Source organism: Pseudarthrobacter sp. PvP090 (assembly GCF_040547365.1).
Lineage (GTDB): Bacteria > Actinomycetota > Actinomycetes > Actinomycetales > Micrococcaceae > Arthrobacter.
On record NZ_JBEPPO010000005.1, the window covers coordinates 129,729 to 155,940 of the forward strand.

Sequence of the window (26,212 nt, forward strand, 5' to 3'; positions counted from 1 at the left end):
TGTCGGCCCCCTCTGCTAGTAATGGGAGCATCCGGTTGATGTTCCCCGCCAGAATCTTCTCCAGCCTCATTTACTCGGTATTTCCTAAGGACTCGTGGGCATGCTTGTCACTCTCATACGGCGCTACTCGAAGCCGTATCTGCCATACATCTGGGCAGTCATCCTCTTCCAGCTCGCCTCCACCATCGCGGCGCTGTATCTTCCCAGCCTGAACGCCCAGATCATTGACGAGGGCGTCTCCCGCGGCGATACGGACTACATCTGGCGGACCGGCGGGGTGATGCTCGTGGTCGCCCTGATCCAGGTCGCCACCGCGATCGCCGGAGTCTACTTCGGGTCCAAGGCCGCCATGGCGTTCGGCCGCGACCTGCGCCGCGGGGTCTTCCGCAAGGTCACGAGTTTCTCCGCCAAGGACGTCAACGTCTTCGGCGCCCCCACCCTGATCACCCGCGGCACCAACGATGTCCAGCAGGTGCAGATGCTCATGTTGATGGGACTGAACTTCATGGTGGCCACCCCCATCATGTGCATCGGGGGCATCTTCATGGCCCTCCGCGAGGACCTCAACCTGTCCTGGCTGGTCTGGGTGTCCGTTCCGGTGCTCATCGTGGTGGTGGGCTACCTGGTGGTCCGCCTGATGCCGCTCTTCCGGTCGATGCAGAAGAAGATCGACCGGCTCAACGGCATCCTCCGCGAGCAGATCATCGGCATCCGCGTGGTCCGGGCTTTCGTCCGGGAACCCCACGAGGCCGAGCGCTTCGGTGCCGCGAACAAGGAGCTTACCGATGTTTCACTGAAGATCGGCGCCCTGTTTGTCCTCATGTTCCCGGCCATCGGCATGATCCTGCACATCTCCACCGCCGCCGTGCTGTGGTTCGGCGGCCAGCGGGTCGACGCGGGCGAAATGCAGGTCGGCGCCCTGACGGCCTTCCTGCAGTACCTGCTGCAGATCCTGATGGCGGTCATGATGGGTACCTTCATGGCCATGATGATTCCGCGGGCTTCGGTCTGCGCGGACCGGATCGGCGAGGTGCTCGACGTCGAACCCTCCATCCACGAGGCGCTCACCCCGGTGGCGCCGGCTGAGAAGGCCGGCCGCGTCGAGTTCCGGAACGTGTCCTTCGCCTACCCCGGCGCCGAAGCGCCGGTGCTCAGCGACATCAGCTTCACCGCCGAGCCCGGCCAGACCGTGGCGATCATCGGCTCCACCGGCGCAGGCAAGACCAGCCTGCTGGCCCTGCTGCCCCGCCTCTACGACGCCGCCTCGGGGGACGTAATGCTCGACGGCGTTCCCGTCACGCAGCTGGACCGCTCGGAGATCACGCAGCGCGTGGCCATGGTTCCGCAGCGGCCCTACCTGTTCTCGGGAACCATCGAGCACAACCTCCGCTTCGGCAAGCCGGAGGCCACCGACGAACAGCTCTGGGACGCGCTGACCGTGGCCCAGGCGGCGGACTTTGTGCGCGATAAGAAGAACGGGCTCGGCTCACGGATTGCCCAGGGCGGCACCAACGTCTCGGGCGGCCAGCGCCAGCGGCTCTGCATAGCCCGGGCCCTCGTCACCGAGCCCAAGGTGTTCCTCTTTGATGACTCCTTCTCCGCCCTCGACGTAGCCACGGACGCACGGCTCCGCCGCGCCCTCAAAGCGAAAACCGCCGACGCCACCGTGATCATCGTTGGGCAGCGCGTCTCCACCATCGCCGACGCCGACCAGATCCTGGTGCTCGACAACGGACGGATCGTGGACCGCGGCACGCACGAGGAACTGCTGCAGAGCTCCAGCACCTACCAGGAAATTGTCGAATCCCAGCTGACCGCGGAGGCCGTGGCATGAGCACCAACGAAAAGACCAAGCTTCCGCCCTCCGGCACGGAGCCATCTGCCACGGAACCATCTGCCACAGAGTCCGCCGCCGCCGAGCCGGACGACGATTTCTACGAGGAGGAATACACGCCCGGGGAAGCCGACGGCGGCATGTTCGGGGACCTGCCCGCGAAGAAGGCCCAGCACTTCTGGCCCTCCGCGAAGCGGCTGATGGGCCTGCTGAAGCCCGAACGGGCCGGCATCATCGCCGTGCTCGCGATGGTGACGGTCGCCGTCGTCCTCAACGTGGTGGCGCCCCGGATCCTCGGCCAGGCGATGGACGTGATCTTCAGCGGCGTCGTCGGCAAGCAGTTGCCGGCCGGCGGAACCAAGGAGGAGTTCGTCGAAGGCCTGCGCGCCCAGGGCCAGGACAACTTCGCGGACATGCTCTCCAAGATGGACGTCATCCCCGGCGCGGGCATCGATTTCCAGCAGCTCGCATTCCTGATCAGCGTGGTGCTGGTGATGTACTTCGTCGCCAACATCTTCCTCTGGCTGCAGGGCTACGTCCTGAACATCCTGGTCATGCGGGTGGTCCGCCAGCTGCGCGACGACACCGAGAAAAAGCTGAACCAGCTTCCGCTGAACTATTTCGACACGCGCCAGCGCGGCGACATCCTCTCCCGGGTCACAAACGATGTGGACAACATCCAGCAGGCGCTGCAGCAGGCATTCGCGCAGCTCTTGAACTCGGCGCTGACGGTGATCGGCATCGTCATCATGATGTTCATCGTGTCCTGGCAGCTGGCCCTCATAGCCCTCGTCGCGCTTCCGCTCTCGGCTGTGGCCGCGGGCATCATCGGATCGCGCAGCCAAAAGCTCTTCGCCGCGCAGTGGAAGAATACCGGCGAGCTCAACGGCCAGATCGAGGAATCCTTCTCCGGCCACGACCTCGTCCGGGTCTTCGGCCGCGACGCCGAGATGCTGGACCGCTTCGACGAACGGAACGAGGCCCTCTACAAGGCCAGCTTCGGTGCGCAGTTCGTGTCCGGCATGATCATGCCGGTCATGCAGTTCGTGTCCTACCTCAGCTACGTCGGAATCGCCGTCGTCGGCGGCCTCCGCGTCGCGTCCGGCGGGATGAGCCTGGGCGACGCCACCGCGTTCATCCAGTACTCACGCGAGTTCACCCAGCCGCTGGGCCAGATGGCGGGCATGGCGAACATGCTGCAGTCCGGCGTCGCCTCCGCGGAACGGGTCTTTGAATTCCTCGACGCCGACGAACAGGATGCCGAGACCGCCACGGAGCAGTTGCCGGCCAAGACCGACGGGCACGTCGAGTTCCGGGACGTCACCTTCAGCTACACCCCGGACAAGCCGCTGATCGAGGACCTGTCCTTCACCGCGGAGCCCGGGCACACCGTCGCGATCGTCGGCCCCACCGGTGCCGGCAAGACCACCCTGGTGAACCTCGTGATGCGCTTCTACGAGCTCCAGGGCGGCAGCATCACCCTGGATGGCGTCGACATCACCCACCTGAGCCGCGCCGAGCTGCGGGCCAAGGTGGGCATGGTGCTGCAGGACGCCTGGCTCTTCGGCGGGACCATCTACGAGAACATCCGCTACGGCAAGCTGGACGCCACCGAGGACCAGGTGATGGAGGCGGCCAAGGCCACCTTTGTGGACCGCTTCGTCCGTGCCCTCCCGGACGGCTACAACACCGTGATAGACGAGGAAGGCAACAACGTCAGCGCTGGCGAGAAGCAGCTGATCACCATCGCCCGGGCATTCGTGGCGAACCCCTCGCTGCTGATCCTGGACGAGGCCACCAGCTCGGTGGACACCCGCACGGAGGTGCTTGTACAGAAGGCGATGGCCGCCCTGCGCACCGACCGCACGAGCTTCGTGATTGCCCACCGCCTCTCCACCATCCGCGACGCCGACACGATCCTGGTGATGGAGGCCGGCCGGATCGTCGAGCAGGGCTCCCACGCCCGGCTGCTGGACCTCAAGGGGGCTTACTACCGCCTGTACATGTCCCAGTTCGCCGGGGAAGACGCGGAGACGGCCTTTTCGGAAAACACGGCCAACGATGCGACGGCGGTGCACAGTTGAACGCTGCCGGCCGGGCCGCGGAGTCCGCAGAGTCAGAATCTCGGCGCATCGAGGTGCAGATCCCGATGCGCTGGAGCGACATGGACGCCTACGGCCACATCAACAACGTCCAGGTCGTCCGGATCCTGGAGGAGGCCCGCATCGCGGCCTTTGGTCCGCCGCGCGGTCCCGGACTGCCCGGCGTCGAGCCGCCCGTGCCGCTCTTCAGCGAGGTCCCGGAGGGTACCCTGGCGCTGATCGTCGAACACAAGATCCGCTATGTCCGCACCCTCGAATACCGCAACGTCCCGGCCCTCGTGCAGCTGTGGATCGGCGCGGTCAAAGGCGCCAGCTTCGACATCCACTACCTTGTCCAGGATCCCGTCACCCGCGAGGACTGCGTCCGGGCCACCAGCCACCTGGCCTTCGTGGAGGAATCCACCGGGCGGGTGCTGCGGCTGACCCCGGAGCAGAAAGAGAAGCTCGCCCGGTTCGCGCCGGTTCACCCCGGTCCCACGGGCTGAGCCAACCCGGTCCCATTGCCTCTACCTCGGTCCACCCATCGTCCCTAGAATAAACAACCCGCGGGCACCCAGCCCCGAAGCCAAGGAGCACAGATCATGGTGAACAAACGAGCACAGATGATGGCGAAGAAGCGCAGGAGGAACGCGCGGAAAAAGACCTGGAAGGAACTCTCGCCGATGGCGAAGTTCGGCACCATCACCGCCGCCGTCGTCCAGCTCTCCCTGCTGATCGCCGCGCAGCGGGATATTTCACACCGGCCGGCGGATCAGATCCGGGGCAGCAAGACGATGTGGCGGCTGGCGACCCTGGTCAACTTCGTCGGCCCGGGCAGCTACTTCACTTTCGGCGTCAAGCGCGGCACGGCGGCCAAGTAGGGGCACGTCCGCCCCCGCACCGGGCTACCGGACAGTAACGTAGGGGCGCCCCCATGATGCGGGCGTCCAGCTTAAGCCTGTAAATTGAAGGCATGACCCCAGCCAAAAAGCCTGCCATGCACCGCGCCCTCGGCATCTCCAAGGAGATTGAGGACGCGGCGTGGTTTGTCCTGGGGCCCGGACTGCTGGGCAAGGCTTCAGCACTGGACGGCCGCACCAAAACGTGGTCGGTGCCGGCCGCCGCGGAGCTGCTCGGCCGGCTCGAACGCGGGGTGCCGGATCCCAAAGCGCCCATGATGACCAACCTGCGGCAGAACCTGGCGGATGCCTCCCGGGGCGCCAAGCAGCTGGCCGTCGAGCTGCTCTTCCTGCAGTCCCTGCCCTTGGCCCACGAGGTGAAGTCCCTCAAGGTCAAACGCGCGCGGGTGGCCGAAGCAGCCTCGTGGCTGGAGCCGCCGCTGGAACTCCCGGCGGAGCTGTTCGCCGGCATCACGGACCACGGTGTCATCCGGGACCGCACCGCGGAGTTCAACTGGACCATCTGGGACCACCTGAAATGGCTCTGCCGGCTCGTGAAGCACGTCGCCCAGCGGCCGGCCGGGGAAGTCGCGGCCGCCGTCAAGGATCCGCTGGCATTCCACCGGCTTGTTGCCGGCACGCCCGATGACCAGCCCGCCATTCGCCGCAGCATCGAATTCCTGGTCTGGCCCAGCTACTTCGAGCCCGTCGTGGCCGACGTCGAGCGCCAGGAGATCCGCGACGCCTTCGCCTCCCTCGTGGGCGGCGCGAAGGGCGACAGCGACGAGGAAATTTCCGCCGACATCCACCGCATCCGGCTGCACCTCGACGAACAGGCCGGCCAGCGGATCGACTGGTACTCCCGGCAGCTGGTCAGCCAGTGGCGCAAGGTGGGCGACCCCGGGCGGCGCGCCTGGCTGCTGCGCACCCACCACGACAACACCGAACTGCTGGGCACCTGGCAGTCCGAGGAGTCGGTAACGCTCGACGTCGAGCACCTCCGCCTGCTGGACCCGGGCGTCACCGCCGGGCTGGTCCAGCATGCCGTCGATGAGGACTACAAGCACCTCGGCTACGTGGAACGCGAGGACACCAAAACGGCCGTCTTCGCCTTCCTGACCGTGATGAAACCGGGCGACCTGGCCCTCTACCAGAACTCCGGCACCGTCCGCGTGGGCGTGGTCCTCGGTGAGCCGGAACACCGAGAGGACAACCGCCGGCTGCGCCGCAAGGTGCGCTGGTTCGACGAGACCCACAACATGACCGAGCTGCCGCGCCACGTGCAGCGGCAGCTGGCCACCTCCGGCATCGTCGTGGACGTCACCCGCGTCATCCAGGCCCTGGAAGCGCTGCTGCCCGCCGAAGCGGAAGCCCAGCCCGGCGACGGCACCGAGCCGGCCGCCGTCGTCGAACCTGCCTGTGAAGGCTTCCGCCCGTTGACGCCGGAGTTCGCCGCGTCGCTGCACATGGACCTGGAGCCGCTGCAGGAGATCGCCGAGCTGCTGGAGGAGAACCGCCAGCTGGTGCTGTACGGCCCGCCCGGCACCGGCAAGACTTATCTCGCCAAGCATCTGGCCGCCCAGCTCGCCGGCGACACCACCGACGAACGCGTCAAGCTGGTCCAGTTCCACCCCTCGTACGCCTATGAGGACTTCTTCGAGGGCTTCCGGCCGGACAAAACGGAGGAGGGCCAGGTGTCCTTCAAACTCGTGGCCGGGCCGCTGCGCCGGATCGCCGAGGAGGCCGCCAAGCCGGGCAACGAAAGCAAGCCGTACTTCCTGATCATCGATGAGATGAACCGGGCGAACCTGGCGAAGGTCTTCGGTGAGCTGTACTTCCTGCTCGAATACCGCGATGACCGGATCTACCTGCAGTACAGCCCCAACGAGCCGTTCACGCTGCCGGACAACCTGTACATCATCGGCACCATGAACACCGCGGACCGGTCCATCGCGATGATGGATGCCGCCATCCGCCGGCGCTTCTCCTTCATCGAGCTCCACCCCAAGACTGAACCTGTGCAGGGATCGCTGTTGCGGTTCCTGCAGGCCCGGGACCTGGACACGACGCCGGCCCTGCTGATGGACGCGCTCAACGATGCCATCGATGAGTGGGACCGGGACCTGATGATCGGCCCGTCCTACTTCATGAAGCCGTCCGCGCAGACGCCCAAGGGCCTGCGCCGGATCTGGAAATACGAGCTGATGCCGCTGCTGGAGGAGCACTACCACGGCCAGCTGAACCGGGCGCAGCTGGAGGAGCGGTTCGGACTGGACCAACTGCTTGACCGCCTTGCGCGCGTCTAGCCAGCCGACGCCGGCCGGCCCGCGCGGGGCGGCGGGGCCACAGCCGGTCCGCCGGATCGTCCTGGACGAGCTTTCCGACGGCGTTGTCGAGCGGCTCGACGCTGCCAGCGCGGCCTTCGTCAACGGCAGCGGCCTCGCCAACGCCTCGCCGATGGGCATGGGCCTGTACCGGATCGGGCCGGTGGGGAAGGTCGGCTCGGTGCGCACCCCGACGGTGCAGCTTGAGGTGCGGCCCAAGGAGCGGCTCGGCCTGGACCGGCTCCTGTTCCTGCTGGGCTACGCCGGGGACCAGGGCTTCCGCGGGGATTCCGTGGCCGCGGTCGAGGAAGCAGATTTGTGGGGCGCGCTGGCCGAGTCGCTGGCGCAGCTCGCGGACCGGGCGCTCAGCCGCGGTGTGCTGCAGGGCTACCTGACGGTCGACGAATCGCTGCGGACGGTCAAGGGCCGGATCCGTATCTCGGACCAGATCTCCCGGCGTCCCGGCATGCTGGTGCCGCTTGAGGTTTCCTACGACGAATTCACCGAAGACATTGCGGAGAACCGCGTCCTGCGGGCGGCGCTGGAACGGATGTCCCAGGTCCCGGGCGTGCGGCCGGAGGTCCTCAGCCGGCTCCGCCAGCTCAAGGGCAAGCTCGCGGCCGTGACCCGGCTGCAGTCGGGCGCGCCGCTGCCGGTGTGGCGGGCCAGCCGGATGAACACGCGGTACCAGGGCGCGCTGCGGCTCGCCGAGGTGATCCTGCGCCACGCCTCGGCCGAGGCCGGCGACGGCACGCAGCAGTCGGCGTCGTTTGTGGTGGACATGTCCGTGGTGTTCGAGGACTTCGTCGGGACGGCGCTCCGCGAGGCCATGGCGGCGTACCCGGGGGAGATGCGGCTGCGGTACAACGCCCTGCTCAATGAAGCCGTGCGCGACTCGGACCGGATCGTGGTGCAGCCCGGCGCCGTCCACCTGCTGGGCGGGCGGCCGGTGATGGTCTACGACGCCAAGTACCAGGCCGCGGCCGACGCCGGGGCGTCACTGTCGGGGGACCACTACCGGATGCTGGCGTACTGCACGTCGCTGCGGGTGCCGACGGCCTGGCTGGTGTATCCGGGCGCGGGCGAAATCAAACTGCGCCGGATCCTCAACACGGACATTGACGTGGTGGAGTTCCCGCTGGACCTGTCGAGGCCGCCCTCGGAAATCCTGGCTTCCGTGGCGGACCTCGCGCAGCAGTCGTGGGGCGAAGTGGTGCGTCAGGCGACCATCAGCCGCTGACGTGCCTCCGTGGGGTAACGGCTACCCGGCGGCCTGTTCCACGGACACGGACAGCAGGTGGCTCAAGAGAGCCTTTTCCGGCTGGCCCGGGTTGTTGGCGACGTGCCAGCGGAGCTTCTCCCGGACCTGTGCCTCTTCAGGCTTGGTGTCGGAGAGGATCGCATCAATGATCGAGGATACCTGCCGGCGCAGGGGGCCAAGCTCGGATTCGACCCCGTCGGCCTCGGGGGTCCGCCGGTACTCCGGCGGCCGGGAATCGGGGGACGACTTCGACGGCCGAGTTGTAGTCCTCAGCGGCGTGGTGGACCTCAGCATGTGTGGCATCTGGCGCTCTCCCGTGGAGTAAGAAGTACGAGTAAGTGCGGACCCGATAGAGTCCTTGTCCCCAGGTTTGGATATTACCCGAGACAGACCAGTCTGTCCCGGAGCGCTGAGATGTTTTTTACGGCGCTGAGGATCCGGGTGTCGGGACGCGTCCGCCCTGGGCGGTCTTCCCCTGCAGGAAGTCATCCAGCTGCTGCTCCAGCGCAGAAACATCCTTGAGTTGGCACTCCCAGACGGTCAGGACCTCCCAGCCCGAACGCTCCAGCTGACCTCGTTGTTCGGCGTCGCGGGTCCGTGTCCGGGTGCGCTTGGTTTCCCAGAACTCCGCGTTGGCCTTGGGCGCGTGCTGCCCCACCCGGCAGTCATGGAAATGCCAGAAGCAGCCGTTGACGAAGATGACTTTGTGGCGGCCGGCGAACACCAGGTCGGGGTTGCCCGGGAGCCGTCCCCCGCGGGCGGTGCCGTGCAGCCGGTAGCGGTAGCCCTTGGCGTGGAGCAGTTTTCGGACCAGCAGTTCAGGCTTGGTGTTCTTCCCGCGGATGCGGGACATGTTCCAGCTGCGCCGCTCGGGAGTCAGCTTGTCCGCCATGGATTAAGTCTAGGCGGCCGGTTGCCGCCGTCGAACGGCTGCTCAGGCGGCGGTCGCCGCCGTCGAACGGCTGCTAGATCTCGCGCTCCGGGTGCTCGCCGAACTGGAAATGGCGCCCGCTCACCCTGGTCGGCTCGATCTCGACATAGAAGTCTTTCAAGGTGGGCACCCAGGGCTTGAGCCCCAGAGCCTCCGCCGCTGCGATGTCGGCGGACTGGTCCAGGACCCGGGCCGTACCCCGCAGGACGATCGACCAGGCCTCGTCGGCGAGGATGCCGTCTGTTTCGAACAGCACTTTGGCGTTGATGGTCAGCTCAGCGAGTTTGTTGCCGGGGGCCGTTCGGAGGTAAAGCTTCCTGCCGCTCACGGCGTAGTTCACCGGGAAGATATCGGGTTCGCCCCCCACGATGACCACGAGCCTGCCGTGTTTGGTGCCCTCAATCAGCTTCCAGCTCTGATCGTCATCAAGAACGAGGATGGGGTTGTCGTCTGCGTGTTCGAACATCATGGGTTCATTGTTCTGGGCAGTGTAGAAAAACGCCAGAGGCTTAGGCGGGAAAGTCGGTGTGTGTCGGTCCGAGGCGGTGCACGGAGGATCGACGCCAGGCAACGGCGCGGAGCAAAAAGCAGCCCTGTGGATAACCACGGTGCCCAAAATGTGATGTCAGTTACCCTTAAGGCATTGTTTGGCTTCAGGCGTCTTGATTTCTATCGGGGGAGTATCTGACCATGACATCTCGCACTTCATTTTTCGACCGCCGCAGACGCATTTTCGCCGCAGCGGTTGCTCTAACCCTGTTGCCAGCCACAGCCTGCACCGGCGGGGGAACTACGCCCGGCGCGACGGCCGCACCTGAGTCCTCGAGCCCGACGGCGTCGCCGGCACCCACCCCCACCCCAACAGCCAGTTATAAACCGGCCGACGCCTCTGGCAGGGCCCAGAACGTTCCAATTCCGGTATTGCCGGAAGCTGCGAAGGCGGAGACGAAGGAAGGGTTGGAGGCGTTCGCGAGGTACTGGTTTCAATTGCTGAACTACGGCTATGAGACCGGCGACGCCGGTCCCCTTGAGGCAATAACCAGTTCAGGCTGTGATGCCTGCGAGCACGCCAAGAAAGTGTTGATGGGGTGGAATAGTGATGGGCGGTGGCTAGTCGGAGGAAAGGTCGAGACGCCGTCGGTTTCAACGACATTCAGGGTGGCGCCGGACGGCAACTATCAGGTGGCGATTCAGGTTTCCCAACAAGCCCTGTCCTACTACAACCCCGACGGTAGCCTCGATAGTACTGACGACAAACCAGAAGACACCGGCAACCTCATGCTCGCGGTCTTTAAGAACGGCTCCTGGTATGTAAGCAACATTCAGCCGATAGCAGGCTAGGAATGAAGAGGATTGCTCGCTTCTGCGTCGGATTCATTCTTCTTGCACTGGTTGCTGGGATTGTCCCGATCGCGTCCACAGCAGCCGAGGGAGGCACGGAGAAACCCGTCAAGGGGACCTGGGGTCCAGGAGCTGTGACCATCGGGGCATGGATAATGGATCCCGGCTCCGGCGACTTCCTCTGGGCTGAGCCCGGAACAGTTGTTACCGATCCCTACCAATACAAGTACGAACTGCAGTGCCACCTGGGCGGTGGCGACTTCGACACGGATTGCCTTGCCGTTCTCGTGGACTGCAAGAACGGCCCCGATGGCGAGGATGGTATTCCGGTCGTGTGGCTAAAGGCCCCGGCGGGCGTGCCGAATCCAACGTGGTCCTTCCATTCCGGGCCCACGTGTCTCTTCGATCCCAGACCTGAGGATTTGCTTCCCAGGATCGCCGCCATGATCCAAACGGAGTTCCAGCGGCTGCCGATCGCCGCAGGTTCCGTCACCGCACAGCCCAGTCCGCACACACTGCGGGGAGCCGAGACCAACTTCTTTGCTGAAGCCGTCGAGCAGCAATTCGACATCACTATCTTGGCCCAGGACGTGCACGTGGTCGCCAAACCCGTCCAGTACACCTGGACTTACGGCGACGGAACCTCGCTTGGGCCGCAGACGGCGGCCGGTGGACCGCTCCCGCAGGACCGCTGGGGCGAAAAGACCGCCACCAGCCACGTCTACACCCAGACCGGCGATTATTCGGTAGTGCTGACGACCCATTTCCAGGGCACGTACTCGGTCAATGGCGGGCCGCCGCTGCCCATCCCGGGGCAAGGGCAATTCAGTTCGCCGCCGCCGACCGTGAGTGTCTGGCGCTCCATCACCCGGAACTACGCTGACGACTGCCTCCGCAACCCGCAAGGCCAAGGGTGTCCCGGCGTCGTACCTCCTGCTCCCTAGAGTGGAGCCCCCACCCCGGCAGATGCAGGAACACCAGCGACACAGGACCTAAGCCCGCAGCTCCCGGTCGATCCGGTCCATCCGGGCACTGACCAGGCGGCCACGGGGATCCCGTGGCCCCAGCAGGGTGGCCGCCGCGGCTGCGGCCGCCGTGTCCGAGGAGCCCATGTCGCTGGTGCACCACTGCAGCATCAGCCCGGCGTCTCCGCTGGCCCGGACGGAGGCGCCGACGGCTTCATTGAGCTCGTCGCGCATGAACCCGACCGCGAGGTTGGTCGAACGGTTGAGGAATTTGGCCCGATACGCCCCAAATGCCTCGGCCACCCGGCCTTCCCGCAAATGGCCAGCCACCAGTGAGGCATCCGTAACCACCCTGACGGTCGACGAGAAGCGGTAGGGGTTAGCTTCCACGACATTGCCCAGGATGCTGCGTATCCGGTGCATCTCGGTCCGGATCGCCGCGGCCGTGCCGGCGTCACCGTGGATCTCGTAGGCAAGTTCGTCGGCGCTCCAGCCCTGGGTCCGCGAGGCCAGCAGGGCCAGGATCTCGGCACGGCGCAGTGTCAGCGGGCGGTGGGTGCCGCCGTCGAGCGCCGCAGACGGCGCGTCCCCCAGCAGCCGCAGCGTCAGCTGCGACCGGACCGCGGCCTCGGAGCGGCCCGCAGGAGCAGGCCCGGCAGAGTGTCCGGTCCCGGGGCCGGACGCAACAGGAGGGGTAGCGGATTTCAGCAGTTCCTCAGCCAGCCGCACGCCACAGCGCACCAGGCGCAGGCTGTCCGGCGTGACGGATTCGAACGGGCCGGACACGTCCAAGACGCCAATGACTTCCCCGGTGAGTGGGTCGCGGATCGGAGAGGCAGTGCAGGCCCAGTCGTGGTGCGTCCGCACCAGGTGCTCGGCCGAGAAGAGTTGTGCAGGGGCGCCCGTCACCAGGGCCTCGCTGATGGCGTTCGTGCCAACGCCCGATTCAGACCAGTCGGCCCCCTCCACGAACTCCAGGGAGTCCGCGAGTTTCAACGCCTGCTTGCTGCCAACGCGCCACAGAACTTCGCCCTCATGATCGGTCACGATCAACAGGTGGCGCCCGGTCGCAGTCTCGTCGGCGAGCAGCTGGGACAGTGCAGGCATCACGGCGGCCAGGCGGTGGCCGGCACTGAGCGAACGCGCCTCGGAAACTTCATGCCGGTGGACCGGACGGTGCTGGTCCGGATTGATGCCCAGCGCCAGGGACCGCTGCCAGGACTTGACGAGAGACGGCGACAAATGCGGGTTCGGAGTGCCGGAAACCGTGGCCTCGTGGGCCTTGCGAAGGGCACGCGCGTACTCCGCCGGCGCGGAAAACCTCAGGTCCGAGAGCTGCGCGATGGAGCGACTCCCATGCCGCATGCTCATTGTTCCAACTCGCCCTCGAATCGTCGCACCCGGCCAGCTGCCGCCCTCCTGACCGGCAGAGGCGCGGTCCAGGAGCTTGAGAGCTCTGTGTAACCCGATTGTAACCCCCGGCGAACTTTACTTGTGATGCGGGTCACTGCGTGGACTGAACGCCATGCAACGGGGACCGGCCCACAGTTAGCAACGGAAAGAGGAAACATGCCTGAGACTCCAAACGGCGTGGTCGGGGCGTGGCTGGCGCAGTTCGATGAGGCGCTGCGCAGCCACAACACTGACGGCGCGCTTGAACTTTTCGACGACGATTCGTACTGGCGCGATTTCGTCTCCTTCACCTGGAACCTCAAAACCCTGGAGGGTAAAGAGGACATCCGGCGGATGCTGGACGCGACCCTGGACGACGTGCAGCCCAGCAACTGGACCCTGGCCGAGGACGCCACCGGGGACGCGGCCAACGCCGAGGCGTGGGTGAACTTCGAGACCGCCCAGGCCCGGGGCTACGCCCACCTGCGGCTCCGGAACGGCAAATGCTGGACGCTGCTCACCACGATGCAGGAGCTCAAGGGCTTCGAGGAAAAGAAGGGCGCCAACCGGGAGAAAGGCGTCGCCCACGAGATCACCAAGGGCCGCAAGTCGTGGCTGGAGTTTAAGGAAGAGCAGGAAGCCCGGCTCGGCTACGAGGACCAGCCTTACACCGTCATCATCGGCGGCGGCCAGGGCGGGATCGGGCTGGGGGCACGGCTGCGCCGGCTCGGCGTGCCCACCATCATCATCGAGAAGAACGACCGCCCTGGCGACTCCTGGCGCAACCGCTACAAGTCCCTGCACCTCCACGACCCGGTCTGGTACGACCACCTGCCCTACATCAAGTTCCCTGACGACTGGCCGGTTTTCGCGGCCAAGGACAAGATCGGCGACTGGCTGGAAATCTACACCCGCATCATGGAACTGAACTACTGGTCCAAGACCGAATGCACCAACGCCCGCTTCGACGAAACCACGCAGGAGTGGGTGGTGGAGGTAGTGCGCGACGGCGACCCGGTCACCTTGCGCCCCAAACAGCTCGTCTTCGCCCTGGGCGTCTCGGGGTATCCCAGCGTTCCCGCGTTCGACGGCGCCGAATCCTTCCTGGGGGAGCAGTACCACTCGTCCAAGCACCCGGGCGGCGGAGACTGGACCGGGAAGAAGGCCGTTGTCATCGGCTCCAACAATTCTGCCCACGATATCTGCGCCGACCTCTGGGAACACGGCGCGGACGTCACCATGGTCCAGCGGTCCTCCACCCACATCGCCCGCAGCGAATCCCTCATGGACCTGGCCCTCGGCGGCCTCTACTCCGAGCAGGCGCTCGCCAACGGTGTCACCACGGAGAAGGCCGATCTGCTGTTCGCCTCGCTGCCGTACCGGATCCTGCCCGAAGCCCAGATCCCGGTCTATGCGGAGATGGCCGAGCGGGACGCCGAGTTCTACTCCCAGCTGGAGGCCGCGGGCTTTGACCTGGACTTCGGCGTTGACGGCTCCGGCCTGTTCCTGAAGTACCTGCGGCGCGGCTCCGGCTACTACATCGACGTCGGCGCCTCGCAGCTGATCATCGACGGCCGGGTCAAGCTCGCCAACGGCGAGGTCGGCAAGATCACCGGGAACGCCGTCGTCATGGCCAACGGTGCAGAGCTGGAGGCGGACGCCATCATCTACGCCACCGGCTACGGCTCCATGAACGGCTGGCTGGCCGATCTGGTCTCACCCGAGGTGGCCGACGCCGTCGGGAAGTGCTGGGGCTTTGGCTCCGACACTCCCAAGGATCCGGGGCCGTGGGAAGGCGAACTGCGCAATATGTGGAAACCCACCAACGTCGAGAACCTGTGGATCCACGGCGGCAACCTGCACCAAAGCCGCCACTACTCCAACTATCTGGCGCTGCAGCTCAAAGCCAGGATGGAAGGGCTACCGACGCCGGTCTTCGAGCGTCAGCCCACACACCACACGCGCTGACCCGGACGGGCCGTGACAATCACAGCCCCGGGAACCACACTGGGGTGACGGCCTCCTGCTGTGACAATCCAACGACATGCCGTGGATGCGCCTGACCGGGCGCATCCACGGCCCGTAATGCGAAGGAAAAACACCATGAAAGCAGCACGATTCCATGCCCGTGAGGTCCTCCGGATCGAAGACATTCCGGAGCCGGAGCTGCGCCCTGGAGCGGTGAAGATCGCCGTCGCCTGGTGCGGGATCTGCGGGACGGACCTCCACGAGTTCCTGGAAGGGCCCATCTTCACGCCGCCGCCCGGCCATCCCCATTCGCTTTCCCACGAGGCCGCCCCCGTCACCCTGGGGCACGAGTTCTCCGGCACCATCGAGGAACTGGGCGAGGGCGTGACCGGGCTCGCCGTCGGGGACAGCGTGGTGGTGGAACCATATATCGTCTGCAACGAATGCGGCCCGTGCCTCAGCGGCCACTACAACCTGTGCACCAAACTCGGCTTCATCGGCTTGGCGGGCGGCGGCGGGGGCCTGAGCGAGAAGATCGTCGTCGACACCCGGTGGGTCCACCCCGTCGGCGACATCCCGCTGGACGAAGCAGCCCTCATCGAACCCCTCGCGGTGGCCTATCACGCCGTCGGCAGGGGCGACGTCAAAGCCGGGGACGTCGCCGTCGTCGGCGGTGCGGGACCCATCGGCCTGCTGACCGCGGCGGTCCTCAAGGGCCTTGGCGTCACCACGATCGTCACCGAGCTGTCGGCGGCCCGGAAGGACAAAGCGGTGTCCTCGGGAGTCGCGGACCATGTCCTGGATCCGAGCTCCGATGACGTCAAAGCGCGGGTGCTGGAACTGACCGCGGGCGCGGGGGCAGATGCAGCGTTTGAATGTGCGGGCGTGAACGCCGTGCTGGACACCATGCTCGACGTCGTGAAACCGGCCGGCGTCGTGGTCAACGTTTCGATCTGGGGACGTCCGGCCACTGTGGATATGCAGAAGGTCGTCCTGAAGGAAATCGATCTCCGCGGCACCATCGCCTACTGCGGCGACCACGCGGCCGCGATCAAGCTCGTCCAGGAGGGGAAGGTGGACCTGAAGCCCTTCATCACGGGAAGAATCGCCCTGGACGATCTCGTGGACAAGGGCTTCGACACCCTGATCCACCACAACGACACAGCGGTCAAGATCATCGTCCACCCGTAGTGATCCGGGTCTCACCCGGAATAGTTGCAGACGCCGCGCAGTTGGAGCCAGTGAACCCAATCCCTGGTGAAAGGAACTGCGCATGCTGTTTTCCCCGATGACTCTCGGCGAGCTGGAACTGCCCAACCGACTTGTGATGGCGCCGCTGACCCGCGTCCGCTCCGGCCGGGAAGGCATTCCCGGCCCGCTGGTGGTCGAGCACTACCGGCAGCGGGCGTCCCTCGGCCTGATCATCAGTGAGGGCACGTACCCCAGCCACGCCGGCCAGGGGTTCCCCGGCCAGCCGGGCCTGGTCACCGAGGAACAGCTCAAGGGCTGGGCCGACGTCACCTCTGCCGTGCACGCCGAGGGCGGCCGCATCTTCGCTCAGGTGATGCACGCCGGACGCGTCACCCACGAGGACACGAACGGCGGTCACCAGGTGGTGGCGCCCAGCGCCATCGCGATCGACGGCGAGACCCGCACGTACGAGGGGAAGAAGCGCTTCCCCGTTCCGCACGCCCTGACCACCGAGGAACTGCCGGGCATCGTCCAGGAGTTCGTCACGGGGGCCCGCAACGCGATCGCTGCCGGGTTCGACGGCGTTGAGCTGCACTCCGCCAACGGTTACCTGCTGCACGAATTCCTGGCACCGTCAGCGAACCAGCGCGACGACGTCTACGGCGGCTCGCCTGCGAACCGGGCGCGCTTCGTCATTGAAGTGACCCGGGCCGTGGTGGACGCGGTTGGCGCCGACCGGGTCGGCATCCGTATCTCGCCCGAGCACAACGTCCAGGGCGCCACCGAACTGGACTCAGCGGATGTCAACGAGACCTACAAGGTGCTGGTGGATGCCCTGGCGCCCCTGAAGCTCGCCTACCTGAGCGTGCTGCACAAGGACCCGACCACCAGCGAGCTGGTGCAGGATCTGCGCACCCGTTTCGGCGGAACGTTCCTGCTGAACTCGGGCTTCGGCGTCATCACCACCCGCGAGGAAGCCAAGGCGCTGGTCGCTGACGGCCACGCTGACGCCGTCGTCGTCGGACGCCCGGCCATCGCCAACCCGGACCTGGTCCGCCGCTGGCGTGACGGACTTCCGACCAACGATGCGGATCCGGCCACGTTCTACACCCACGACGCCAAGGGATACACGGACTACCCGGCGTACCAGAACTAGCGCCGGCCGGCGGCAGTTCTCACTGGACATGTCCCGCCGGAGCCCCGGTCCCCGCTGGACATGTCCAGCCGCAGCCACGAACAGTGGGCAGAATGCCATTCTGCCCACTGTTCGTGTTTAAGAATGGGCATGTCCAGTGGTGGCGGGGTTTAAGAATGGGCATGTCCAGTGGTGGCGGGGTTTAAGAATGGGCATGTCCAGTGGCGGGAGCGCCAAAAATGGGCATGTCCCTTCTTAGCTGGCGGTGACCGACCTCTGGCACAGCCCGATGAAGCCGCCCAGCTGCTCCAGGCCTTCGGGATGCATGGGGAGGTAGTTGGTCAGCTCGGGCGAGCGGACCACGACGGCGCGCCACTGGCCGCGGGACACCGCCACATTGATCCGGTTGCGTGAGAGCAGGAATTCCATGCCTCGCGGAGCCTCGGCCACCGCTGAACATGCCAAGGACACGATCACGACGGCGGCCTCCTGGCCCTGGAACTTGTCCACGGTTCCGACCCGGACGCCGGCCAGGGAAGCTGCATCGAGCGCATCGCGGATCACGTTGACTTGGGCGTTGTAGGCAGCGACCACCAGGATGTCCGCGACGTCCAGCGGCCGGGTGCCCTGCTCCGAATGCCAGCTCAGCCCCAGATGCCGCCGCACCTGCCGGACGACCTCGGCGGCCTCCTCGGCGGACGACGTGACGTTGCCGCTGTGCTCCACCATGACGGTTTCGATCCCGGCGGGAACTCCTTCGAGCCGCCTGAGGTCCGCCGCCGGTGCTGAGCGCAGCCTGCCCTCATAGGAGAGCTCGGAGACGGCCCGGCACAGCTCGGATGTCATCCGCCACGAGTCGGCCAGGAAATAGCCCAGGTCCGGCGGCAGCGTGGCATGGCCGGCCGAGACCCAGCCCAGGGCAGATTCGTCCACAGGCTCGGGGTGCGCGCCTTGGCTGACCTGCGGCAACTGCTGCGGATCACCCAGCAGCAGCAAGCGGCTGCTGGCCTGCGCCACGGCCAGGGTGTTGGCCAGCGAGAACTGGCCGGCCTCGTCGATCACCAGCAGATCCAGCGACCCTGCCGGGACATTGGCGCCCGTCATGGTCCAGGCGGTCCCGCCGATGAGCGCCCCGCCCGGCGAGCCCAGCAGGCGCGCGACATCCTTCGCCGAACGCTGCTGCCAGGGGAGCGGCTCGGCATGTTTCACTTCCTTGGCCACGCGGTCCGGATCGACGCCGGCCTTGGTCACGGCGGTCTTCAGCAGGTTCTCCACGACCGCATGGGACTGGCCGACAACGCCGACTTTCCACCCCCGGTCCACCAGCCGGGCGATGACATGGGAACCCACATGGGTCTTGCCGGTTCCGGGCGCCCCCTGGACCGCCACGTAGGAGTGGTCCAGGGCGCCGACGGCCTCGGTGATCGCGTCGATGAACCGGTCCGGGCCGTCACCGGGCTGCGGCAGGGATGCTCCGGAAATCAGCCTCGGCGGCAGCCGCCGGACCAGGTCAAGCGCAGGATGGCGGGGGAGGGATCCAGACCCCAGGCCGGTGACCGCCGTGTCAGCGAGGGTTGCGAGGGCCTGCTCAAGGCTCTTGGTGGCCAGTGGCTGCTCCTCCGTCAGCGCTATGGGCAGGTCGTTGTGCGGCGGGATCTTCCGGTGCAGCCGATCCCGGATGATGACGGTGTCTTTGCCGTCCTCGTGTCCCAACTCCAGGATTTCCGTGCCGAACCATCCGTTCCGTCCGATCCCGTCCTTGCCGGTACCCTCCAGCCCGGCGGGCAGCGGAATCGCGTACATGCGGAACCACTTGCTGCCCTCGCGGAGATCTGACCCGGGACTCACGGTGCCGGTCAGCTTGACCCGCCGCTCCGGAAGCTTGGTGCCTGCCTGTTGCCAGTCGTCGAGGATCTCCGCGGATTCGACGAGGAAGACGTTCCGGTCCCGCTCGTGGGTGTCCGGACCGTATTCACACCGGTCGAAGTGAGCCCACCAGAACGCCTTGCGCTCCCGGCGGTGGTAGCTGACCGCCGCCGCCAGCATGGAAACCGCCTTCCGGTCATCCTCGGACAGCCCGACAGCGGCGTCCGCCAGCCCGGCCAGCGCCACTTCCAGCGGGTCCAGGTCAGCGGCGCCCGGGGCGTCATCCAGCGCGGTGTCCGTGACCCCGCCGACGGGCATGGACGTGGCGGTGGACCCGGCCCCGGCCCCGGCTGGCTTGATGCCGCGCTCCCGCGACAGCCCGAGGAGCCAGTTGCACAGCTCCAGTGTGGAGAGGCAGTCGTATTCGTTGTAGTCGGAGATCCCGGCGAGGATGCCGGCCGCTTCCTCAGCGCGGCCGTCGTCGCGCGCATCGCAGTAGTGGGCGTAGGCAACCACTGAGGCGCCGGCGTCTTTCACGTCCCCGGAGCGTAGGTTCGTCCCCATGTACAGCGGCTCGAGTTTTTTGATGCTGTAGGAATTTTCGGAGATGCGGATGCTGTTCCGGACTGTCTGGTAGAGGTCCACCAGGAGCCCCTCCCGCAGCCACTCGTCGACGACGTCTTCGCCGGCCACGTGCAGCACGGACAGTTTCCGGAGCGCCGTCTTCTCGTAGGCGGCGTAGTGGTAGACGTGCATGTCGGGGTAGTCCTGCCGGCGCTTCTGCACATACTCGAGGAAGTCGAGGAAGGCCTGCTTTTCCGCTTCCCGGCTGTGGGCCCAGAACGGGCGGAACACCCCGGGGGCGCCGGGCCCGGTCGGCGCCTCAATGACGCCGAACAGGTACTCCAGTCCCCAGACCCCGGTGGCGCTTTCCTGCCAGAGCGGGTCGCCCTCGAAGTCGAAGAAGATGTCGCCCGCGCTCGGCGGGGGCAGTTCGGCGAGAGTGTTTTCCGGAATCACGCCGAAGCGTATGGTGTGCTCTTCGCCGTCCTTGATGTACCGGACTTCCCCGTCGGCGGGTCCGATGCCAGTCTGCATCCGGGCCTGGGCCTGCAGGCGCAGCAGAGAGGAATTCGGGTTGACGAGGGCGGCTTCGGCCAGCGCGCGAACGGTGCGGATGCCGTCCTTGTGGAGTGCCTTGCGCTGTGCCGAGTTCATCCGTGCCACGAGCAGCAGATCGTCGGTGGCTGCGACCTGCTCCTGGCAGTAGTCGCAGCGGCCACAGGCGCTGAGCCCGGGCGCGCCCCACCGGACGGTGCCGGGCTGCGCCAGATGCGACGAGGTCAAGGCCAGGAAGCCGTCCCGCCGCTCCCGAAAGACCGGCAGGATTTCCGACAGTTTGTGGTGGCTGCGGACGTAGTCGAAGCCGCCGCCCGGGAGCGGGACCGTGGCTCCAAGGACCAGGGTCACGGCCGGGGCCGGCGTGATCCCGGCTTTGAGCAGCTGATCGCCGTAGGCGGCAAGCTGGAGCAGCGCGGTCACCTTCGCGTGGCGGGCCAGTTTGGTGTCGAACACGGCGTAGCTGCCGTCGGCCTGGCGGACCAGGAAATCGGAGCGACCATGGAACTGGCCGTCAAAGAACGCGGCCTGGAAGACGACATCGGCGCCGGAACGCAGGGCCTCAACGGATTCCCGGTGCTTGGCCAGCAGGGTGGCGCGGTCCATGGTCGGTGCCGGCACGACGTCGTACACGCCGCGGCCGGCCGCCGGATCCCAGTGGCCGAACTCCGCGACGAAATTGTCAAGGACCCTGTGCTCGTGGCGGTCACCCAGCACGGCCGCGTGCTGGAGCATCTCATCGTTGTCGAAGGCAGCCTTGGGGGAGCGGCCCAGCTTCTCGTCGAGCTTCCGCAGCAGCTGGTACTCACAGCTGGCCGCGATCACGAGGTCGCTCGCGGAGAAGACCAGGTCCTGCGCGGTACCTGGTACTTCCGGTTCAAGAAAAAACACTGTGCCCCCGATGTTGATGCGCTGTGCTGGTAGCGGTTCGCCGCGAAGACTAGCGGCCAACGCAGCCTGGCCGGCTGTTTTCAAACTATCAAAGGCCTCCGACAATCAGGCAGACCAGCGACCAGCGACCGGCGACCGGCGACCAGGCACCAGACACCAGCGACCAGGAACCAGGAAGGGGCAACGTACCGTTGTTTCCTGTCGCAGGATCGGCGTAGGGTCTGAGGACCATGACTGAACAGCAACCCTATGAGCTGGTCCGGCAATTCGCGCACTTCGAGTTGCGCCGCTATCCCGCGTACGTTGTGGCCGAAATACAGGTCAATTCCACGTTTGACCGGGCCGGGAATGCTGCCTTCCGGCACCTGTTCAACTACATCAGCGGCAACAACAACGCCCGTCAGAAGCTGGCAATGACGGCCCCGGTGATCCAGGAGCTGGGTCCTTCGCAGAAGCTGGCGATGACCGCCCCGGTGCTTCAGAGCGGTCCGCTGCCGGGAAGCGCAGGGACCGCTGATTTTGTGGTCGCCTTTGTGCTCCCCGAAGGGTTGACGGCGGAGACGGCCCCGGTCCCGGCGGACCCCCAGGTCAAGATCCGGACCATCCCCGGGTCCCTGGCGGCTGTTCTGCAGTTCTCCGGCAGTAGCTCGGAAGCTGCATTCGAACGGCGAAACAAGGGCCTCCAAGCGGCACTGGTGCTAGCCGGGCTAAAGCCCGTGGGGCCGCCCCGATTCGCCCGTTTTGATCCGCCGTTCAAACCGTGGTTCCTGCGCCGCAACGAGGTTGTCCAGGACGTCCAGGAGCCTGCTCCGCCCTCGGGTGCGAGCGGCCCCTGACCCGGGTAAGGCAAAATGGCAGGGTGACCCAAATCCCGCAGCGCCCCGCCAGTTTAGCCTCCGCACCGCCGCCCCGGACTCCGTCCGCCAAGTCCCAGGCCCCGCAGTCCCAGGCCCCGCAGGCCCAGACTCCGCAGGCCCAGACTCCCCACACGCAGGAGTCCGGCATCGCCGCCCAGATCGCCGCCGAGCTCGGCGTGCAGGCGTGGCAGGTGAAGGCGGCCGTGGACCTGCTCGACGCCGGCTCCACCGTGCCGTTCATTGCCCGCTACCGCAAGGAAGCCACCGGGACGCTCGACGACACCCAGCTCCGCGAACTGGACGAGCGGCTGCGTTACCTCCGCGAGCTGGAGGACCGCCGCCGGACCATTCTGGAGGCGATTGCCGCGCAAGGTGCCCTAACCCCGGAACTGCAGGCCGCCGTCGTCGGCGCCGATACGAAGTCGCGGCTGGAGGACATCTACCTGCCGTTCAAAACCAAACGGCGGACCAAGGCGCAGATCGCCCGCGAGGCCGGGCTGGAGCCGCTCGCCGACGCCCTGCTGAAGCGGCCGGAGCTCGATCCGGAACGCGAAGCCGCCCGGTACCTCAACGCCGAACATTCCATCGCCGATGCCGCGACGGCGCTCGCCGGCGCCCGCTCCATCCTGGTGGAGCGCGTCGCGCAGGACCCGGACCTCGCCGCCACGCTGCGGGAGCGGCTCTGGACGCAGGGCCGCATGGTGTCCCGCGTCAAGAAGGGCAAGGACGCCGAGGGACAGAAGTTCAAGGACTATTTCGAGTTCTCCCAGCAGCCGTCCGGGATGCCCTCGCACCGCGTCCTGGCACTGCTGCGCGGCGAGAAGGACGGGGTGCTGGAGCTTGACCTCGCCGAGGCTGAACCGAACGACGACGCCGCCCTCACCGCGGCCCGCGGCCGGTACGAAGCCGCCGTGGCCCGGTTCCTCGGGGTCGCCGACCGCGGCCGTCCCGCCGACGCGTGGCTGCTGCAGACCGCGCAGCTCGCCTGGCGTTCGCGGGTGCTGGCCCGCCTGACCGCGGACCTGCGGAGCCGGATGTTCGCCGCCGCCGAGGACGAGGCCGTCCGGGTCTTCGCCGCCAACCTCCGCGATGTGCTCCTCGCCGCGCCGGCCGGAAACCGCGCCACCCTGGGCCTGGACCCCGGACTGCGAACCGGCGTGAAAGTCGCGGTGGTGGACGGCACCGGCAAGGTGGTGGCGACGGACACGATCTACCCGCACGCCCCGGCCCGGAAATGGGACGAGGCACTGCGGACGCTCGTGACCCTGGCGCGGAAGCACCACGTCGAACTGGTGGCGATCGGCAACGGCACCGCATCGCGGGAAACGGACAAGCTCGCCGCGGAACTGCTCAAGCAGCTCACCGCGTCGGGCGCGGCCGCCGGCGCGTCGACGGACACCGCCAAGCCGCAGAAAATTGTGGTCTCCGAAGCGGGAGCCTCAGTGTATTCCGCGTCGGCGCTGGCCGCCGCGGAGCTGCCCGGCATGGATGTGTCCCTGCGGGGTGCCGTGTCCATCGCGCGGCGCTTGCAGGACCCGCTCGCGGAGCTCGTCAAGATCGAGCCGAAGTCGATCGGCGTCGGGCAGTACCAGCACGACGTCACGGCCGCGAAGCTGGACCGCAGCCTCGATGCCGTCGTCGAGGACTGCGTGAACGCGGTGGGCGTGGACGTCAACACGGCCTCCCCGGCGCTACTGAGCCGGGTGGCCGGCGTCGGGCCGCTGCTGAGCGAGAACATCGTGGCGTACCGGAACGAGCATGGCCCGTTCAGCAAACGCAGCGAGCTGAAGAAGGTGCCCCGGCTCGGCGCCAAGGCGTTCGAACAGTGCGCCGGATTCCTGCGGATCACCGGGGGAGCGGAGCCGCTGGACGCCTCCAGCGTGCACCCGGAGGCGTACCCGGTCGCGCGGAAGATCAAAGCCGCCGCGGGCGGGAAGGGGCCGGCTGCGGGAAGCTACGCCGCCCTGAATCCGCAGGACTTCGTCGACGGGTCCTTCGGCCTGCCCACGGTGCAGGACATCATCGCCGAACTCGAGAAGCCGGGCCGGGACCCGCGTCCGGCCTTCGCGGCCGCGACGTTCTCGGAGGGCATCGAGAAGATCTCGGACCTCCGGCCCGGGATGGTGCTGGAGGGGACCGTGACCAACGTGGCGGCGTTCGGCGCGTTTGTCGACGTCGGGGTGCACCAGGACGGCCTGGTGCACGTCTCCGCGCTGGCCAACCGGTTCGTCTCCGATCCGCGGGAAGTGGTCAAGTCCGGCCAGGTGGTGCGGGTCAAGGTGCTGGAAGCGGATCCGGAAAGGAAGCGCATCTCCCTGACGCTAAGGCTCGACGACGAACCGGCACCTTCGGGGGGACGTGCGGCCGGCGATCGTGCGGACTCCGGCGCGGCTGCCGCGCCGCCCGGTGGACAAAAGCCGGCGAAGCAGCCGTCCGGGAAGCCTGCGCCCGAGCGGCGGACTCCCGCCAGGCAGCCGCAGAAGTCGACGCCCGCACCCGCGCCGGCAAACACGGCAATGGCCGAGGCGCTCCGGAGGGCAGGGCTGGGAAAGTAGCTCAGGATAAGTAGGCCCCGGGTCGCGGGAAGCGGATTCTGGAAAGCAGCACGACCGTTCATCGCGGATTTCCTACCGCTCGCCGCAGAAGTAATACGTTTGCTGTCGATTTGCACCATGATTGCCGGAGGCAACGGCCCGCATTGGGGCCCTTCGCCTCTACGCCGCCGGGACACCGACGTCTTCGACAAGCAAGGGGAGCACTTATGGGCTGGCTGGACCGTGAACGAACGATTGCCCCACCCGGATTCAACCGGTGGCTGGTGCCGCCAGCGGCCCTCGCCGTGCACCTGTGCATCGGCCAGGCCTACGCGACGAGTGTCTACAAAACGGCGCTGGTGAAGCACTTCGGCGCCAGCCTGACCGAGATCGGTGTGATCTTCTCGATCGCGATCGTGATGCTGGGCCTCTCCGCCGCCATCATGGGCACCTGGGTGGATAAGAACGGCCCGCGCAAGGCGATGTTCACCTCGGCGATGTTCTGGGCCAGCGGCTTCCTGATCGGCTCGCTCGGCATCTTCAGCAGCCAGCTCTGGCTGGTCTATCTGGGCTACGGCTTCATCGGCGGCATCGGCCTGGGCATCGGCTACATCTCGCCGGTCTCCACCCTGATCAAATGGTTCCCCGACCGCCCGGGCCTCGCGACCGGCATGGCCATCATGGGCTTCGGCGGCGGCGCCCTGATCGCGAGCCCGGTCTCCACCGCGCTGCTGAAAATGTACGACCCCAACTCCGGCGCCAAGGGCTGGGTGGCCAGCGGCGACTCCGTCGGCAAGCTCTTCCTGACCCTCGCCGTCGTGTACCTCGCGTACATGCTGTTCGGCGCCTTCACCATCAAGGTCCCGGCCGAGGGCTGGAAGCCTGCCGGCTTCGACCCGGCCAAGGTCAAGGCCGCCACGCTCGTCACCACCGACAACGTCTCCGCGAAAAACGCCGTCAAAACCAGGCAGTTCTGGCTCGTCTGGATCGCCCTCTTCTGCAACGTCACCGCCGGCATCGGCATCCTGGAACAGGCCGCCCCGATGATCCAGGACTTCTTCCGCCAGTCCGACGGCGTGTCCCTGGTCAGCGCCGCCGTCGCCTCCGGCTTCGTGGGGCTGCTCTCGATCGGCAACATGTCCGGCCGCTTCGCCTGGTCCGCGACCTCGGACGTGACCGGCCGCAAGCGCATCTACATGATGTACCTCGGGGTCGGCGCCGTGCTCTACACGGTGCTGGCACTGGCCGGGTCCACCAGCACCTTCCTCTACGTGGCGCTCGCGTTCGTCATCATCTCCTTCTACGGCGGCGGCTTCGCGACCGTCCCGGCCTACCTGCGCGACCTCTTCGGCACGTTCCAGGTCGGAGCGATCCACGGCAGGCTCCTCACCGCGTGGTCCGCCGCCGGGATCGCCGGGCCACTCATCGTCAACGCGTTCCTGGACGCCCAGGGCAAGCCCGGCCAGCTGACCGCCGCGTCCTACCAGCCCGCTCTGCTGACCATGGTGGGGCTGCTGGTCGTCGGCTTCGCGGCCAATCTACTGGTCAAACCGGTCGATGCCCGGTTCCACGAACCACGCCCGGATCGCGTCCGGGCCGAAGAACCCGCCATGGAGGCCTGAA

The 26,212-nt window shown here is 66.8% G+C and carries 19 protein-coding genes; 14 read left to right on the forward strand and 5 right to left on the reverse strand.

Annotated features, from left to right (window positions below):
* The first annotated feature begins 100 nt into the window (after positions 1–100).
* The 6 genes from ABIC21_RS07405 (at position 101) to ABIC21_RS07430 (ending at position 8,378) form a co-directional block, all read left to right on the forward strand.
* Entirely contained in the window at positions 101–1,834 is a 1,734-nt protein-coding gene (locus tag ABIC21_RS07405) for an ABC transporter ATP-binding protein (RefSeq protein WP_354349761.1), read from the forward strand.
* Positions 1,831–3,918 (forward strand): ABC transporter ATP-binding protein, encoded by a 2,088-nt coding sequence (locus ABIC21_RS07410; protein WP_502935965.1) that lies wholly within the window; start codon positions 1,831–1,833, stop codon positions 3,916–3,918. Before ABIC21_RS07405 ends, ABIC21_RS07410 begins: the two co-directional genes overlap by 4 nt.
* A 65-nt stretch (positions 3,919–3,983) precedes the next feature.
* A complete protein-coding gene (locus ABIC21_RS07415) occupies positions 3,984–4,421 on the forward strand; it encodes an acyl-CoA thioesterase (RefSeq protein ID WP_354349908.1) in 438 nt (145 codons plus the stop codon).
* A gap of 96 nt (positions 4,422–4,517) precedes the next feature.
* Positions 4,518–4,796 (forward strand): hypothetical protein, encoded by a 279-nt coding sequence (locus tag ABIC21_RS07420; RefSeq protein ID WP_502935966.1) that lies wholly within the window; start codon positions 4,518–4,520, stop codon positions 4,794–4,796.
* A 92-nt stretch (positions 4,797–4,888) separates the two neighbouring features.
* Complete coding sequence (locus tag ABIC21_RS07425; protein WP_354349762.1) at positions 4,889–7,120, forward strand: McrB family protein; 2,232 nt, start codon at positions 4,889–4,891, stop codon at positions 7,118–7,120.
* Positions 7,107–8,378 (forward strand): 5-methylcytosine restriction system specificity protein McrC, encoded by a 1,272-nt coding sequence (locus tag ABIC21_RS07430; RefSeq protein ID WP_354349910.1) that lies wholly within the window; start codon positions 7,107–7,109, stop codon positions 8,376–8,378. Before ABIC21_RS07425 ends, ABIC21_RS07430 begins: the two co-directional genes overlap by 14 nt.
* Before the next feature lie 21 nt (positions 8,379–8,399).
* On the opposite strand, the gene ABIC21_RS07435 is transcribed toward ABIC21_RS07430, so the two are convergent.
* The 3 genes from ABIC21_RS07435 to ABIC21_RS07445 all read right to left on the reverse strand — a co-directional run bounded on the left by ABIC21_RS07435 (position 8,400) and on the right by ABIC21_RS07445 (position 9,799).
* A complete protein-coding gene (locus tag ABIC21_RS07435) occupies positions 8,400–8,702 on the reverse strand; it encodes a hypothetical protein (RefSeq protein ID WP_354349763.1) in 303 nt (100 codons plus the stop codon).
* Positions 8,703–8,820: 118 nt separating this feature from the next.
* A complete protein-coding gene (locus tag ABIC21_RS07440; protein ID WP_354349764.1) occupies positions 8,821–9,291 on the reverse strand; it encodes a very short patch repair endonuclease in 471 nt (156 codons plus the stop codon).
* A 73-nt stretch (positions 9,292–9,364) separates the two neighbouring features.
* Complete coding sequence (locus ABIC21_RS07445) at positions 9,365–9,799, reverse strand: pyridoxamine 5'-phosphate oxidase family protein (protein ID WP_354349765.1); 435 nt, start codon at positions 9,797–9,799, stop codon at positions 9,365–9,367.
* Positions 9,800–10,020: 221 nt separating this feature from the next.
* Between ABIC21_RS07445 and ABIC21_RS07450 the strand changes: the two genes are divergently transcribed.
* Together ABIC21_RS07450 and ABIC21_RS07455 are read left to right on the forward strand one after the other, a co-directional pair.
* Positions 10,021–10,671, forward strand: coding sequence for a DUF6318 family protein (locus tag ABIC21_RS07450; protein ID WP_354349766.1), 651 nt, complete (start codon positions 10,021–10,023; stop codon positions 10,669–10,671).
* A gap of 134 nt (positions 10,672–10,805) precedes the next feature.
* Complete coding sequence (locus tag ABIC21_RS07455) at positions 10,806–11,615, forward strand: PKD domain-containing protein (protein ID WP_354349767.1); 810 nt, start codon at positions 10,806–10,808, stop codon at positions 11,613–11,615.
* A 48-nt stretch (positions 11,616–11,663) separates the two neighbouring features.
* Here the strand turns inward: ABIC21_RS07455 and ABIC21_RS07460 are convergent, their stop codons facing one another.
* Positions 11,664–13,001, reverse strand: coding sequence for a GAF domain-containing protein (locus ABIC21_RS07460; RefSeq protein ID WP_354349768.1), 1,338 nt, complete (start codon positions 12,999–13,001; stop codon positions 11,664–11,666).
* Between the two features lie 204 nt (positions 13,002–13,205).
* Between ABIC21_RS07460 and ABIC21_RS07465 the strand changes: the two genes are divergently transcribed.
* From ABIC21_RS07465 to ABIC21_RS07475, 3 genes are all read left to right on the forward strand, one after another.
* Positions 13,206–14,996 carry an NAD(P)-binding domain-containing protein gene (locus ABIC21_RS07465; protein ID WP_354349769.1) on the forward strand — a complete coding sequence of 597 codons (1,791 nt, stop codon included), beginning with the start codon at positions 13,206–13,208 and terminating at the stop codon, positions 14,994–14,996.
* 135 nt (positions 14,997–15,131) lie between these two features.
* A complete protein-coding gene (locus ABIC21_RS07470) occupies positions 15,132–16,187 on the forward strand; it encodes a 2,3-butanediol dehydrogenase (RefSeq protein ID WP_354349770.1) in 1,056 nt (351 codons plus the stop codon).
* An 82-nt stretch (positions 16,188–16,269) separates the two neighbouring features.
* Positions 16,270–17,343 carry an alkene reductase gene (locus ABIC21_RS07475; protein ID WP_354349771.1) on the forward strand — a complete coding sequence of 358 codons (1,074 nt, stop codon included), beginning with the start codon at positions 16,270–16,272 and terminating at the stop codon, positions 17,341–17,343.
* A gap of 234 nt (positions 17,344–17,577) precedes the next feature.
* On the opposite strand, the gene ABIC21_RS07480 is transcribed toward ABIC21_RS07475, so the two are convergent.
* Entirely contained in the window at positions 17,578–21,198 is a 3,621-nt protein-coding gene (locus ABIC21_RS07480) for a TM0106 family RecB-like putative nuclease (RefSeq protein WP_354349772.1), read from the reverse strand.
* Between the two features lie 230 nt (positions 21,199–21,428).
* Between ABIC21_RS07480 and ABIC21_RS07485 the strand changes: the two genes are divergently transcribed.
* The 3 genes from ABIC21_RS07485 to ABIC21_RS07495 all read left to right on the forward strand — a co-directional run bounded on the left by ABIC21_RS07485 (position 21,429) and on the right by ABIC21_RS07495 (position 26,211).
* Positions 21,429–22,034: an SOUL family heme-binding protein gene (locus ABIC21_RS07485; RefSeq protein WP_354349773.1), complete on the forward strand. Its 606-nt coding sequence runs from the start codon at positions 21,429–21,431 to the stop codon at positions 22,032–22,034.
* Positions 22,035–22,201: 167 nt separating this feature from the next.
* On the forward strand, positions 22,202–24,610 hold the full coding sequence (locus ABIC21_RS07490; RefSeq protein WP_354349911.1) for a Tex family protein: 2,409 nt from the start codon (positions 22,202–22,204) through the stop codon (positions 24,608–24,610).
* A gap of 206 nt (positions 24,611–24,816) precedes the next feature.
* A complete protein-coding gene (locus ABIC21_RS07495) occupies positions 24,817–26,211 on the forward strand; it encodes an OFA family MFS transporter (RefSeq protein WP_354349774.1) in 1,395 nt (464 codons plus the stop codon).
* Position 26,212 lies beyond the last annotated feature (1 nt).

Bases quoted from the DNA above. Each gene is read 5' to 3' on its own strand.
- ABIC21_RS07445 (WP_354349765.1), bottom strand. From the start codon at position 9,799: ATGATGTTCGAACACGCAGACGACAACCCCATCCTCGTTCTTGATGAC.
- ABIC21_RS07470 (WP_354349770.1), top strand. From the start codon at position 15,132: ATGAAAGCAGCACGATTCCATGCCCGTGAGGTCCTCCGGATCGAAGAC.
- ABIC21_RS07460 (WP_354349768.1), bottom strand. From the start codon at position 13,001: ATGCGGCATGGGAGTCGCTCCATCGCGCAGCTCTCGGACCTGAGGTTT.
- ABIC21_RS07440 (WP_354349764.1), bottom strand. From the start codon at position 9,291: ATGGCGGACAAGCTGACTCCCGAGCGGCGCAGCTGGAACATGTCCCGC.
- ABIC21_RS07425 (WP_354349762.1), top strand. From the start codon at position 4,889: ATGACCCCAGCCAAAAAGCCTGCCATGCACCGCGCCCTCGGCATCTCC.
- ABIC21_RS07405 (WP_354349761.1), top strand. From the start codon at position 101: ATGCTTGTCACTCTCATACGGCGCTACTCGAAGCCGTATCTGCCATAC.
- ABIC21_RS07495 (WP_354349774.1), top strand. From the start codon at position 24,817: ATGGGCTGGCTGGACCGTGAACGAACGATTGCCCCACCCGGATTCAAC.
- ABIC21_RS07435 (WP_354349763.1), bottom strand. From the start codon at position 8,702: ATGCCACACATGCTGAGGTCCACCACGCCGCTGAGGACTACAACTCGG.
- ABIC21_RS07410 (WP_502935965.1), top strand. From the start codon at position 1,831: ATGAGCACCAACGAAAAGACCAAGCTTCCGCCCTCCGGCACGGAGCCA.
- ABIC21_RS07415 (WP_354349908.1), top strand. From the start codon at position 3,984: ATGCGCTGGAGCGACATGGACGCCTACGGCCACATCAACAACGTCCAG.
- ABIC21_RS07450 (WP_354349766.1), top strand. From the start codon at position 10,021: ATGACATCTCGCACTTCATTTTTCGACCGCCGCAGACGCATTTTCGCC.
- ABIC21_RS07420 (WP_502935966.1), top strand. From the start codon at position 4,518: ATGGTGAACAAACGAGCACAGATGATGGCGAAGAAGCGCAGGAGGAAC.
- ABIC21_RS07465 (WP_354349769.1), top strand. From the start codon at position 13,206: ATGCCTGAGACTCCAAACGGCGTGGTCGGGGCGTGGCTGGCGCAGTTC.
- ABIC21_RS07475 (WP_354349771.1), top strand. From the start codon at position 16,270: ATGCTGTTTTCCCCGATGACTCTCGGCGAGCTGGAACTGCCCAACCGA.
- ABIC21_RS07485 (WP_354349773.1), top strand. From the start codon at position 21,429: ATGACTGAACAGCAACCCTATGAGCTGGTCCGGCAATTCGCGCACTTC.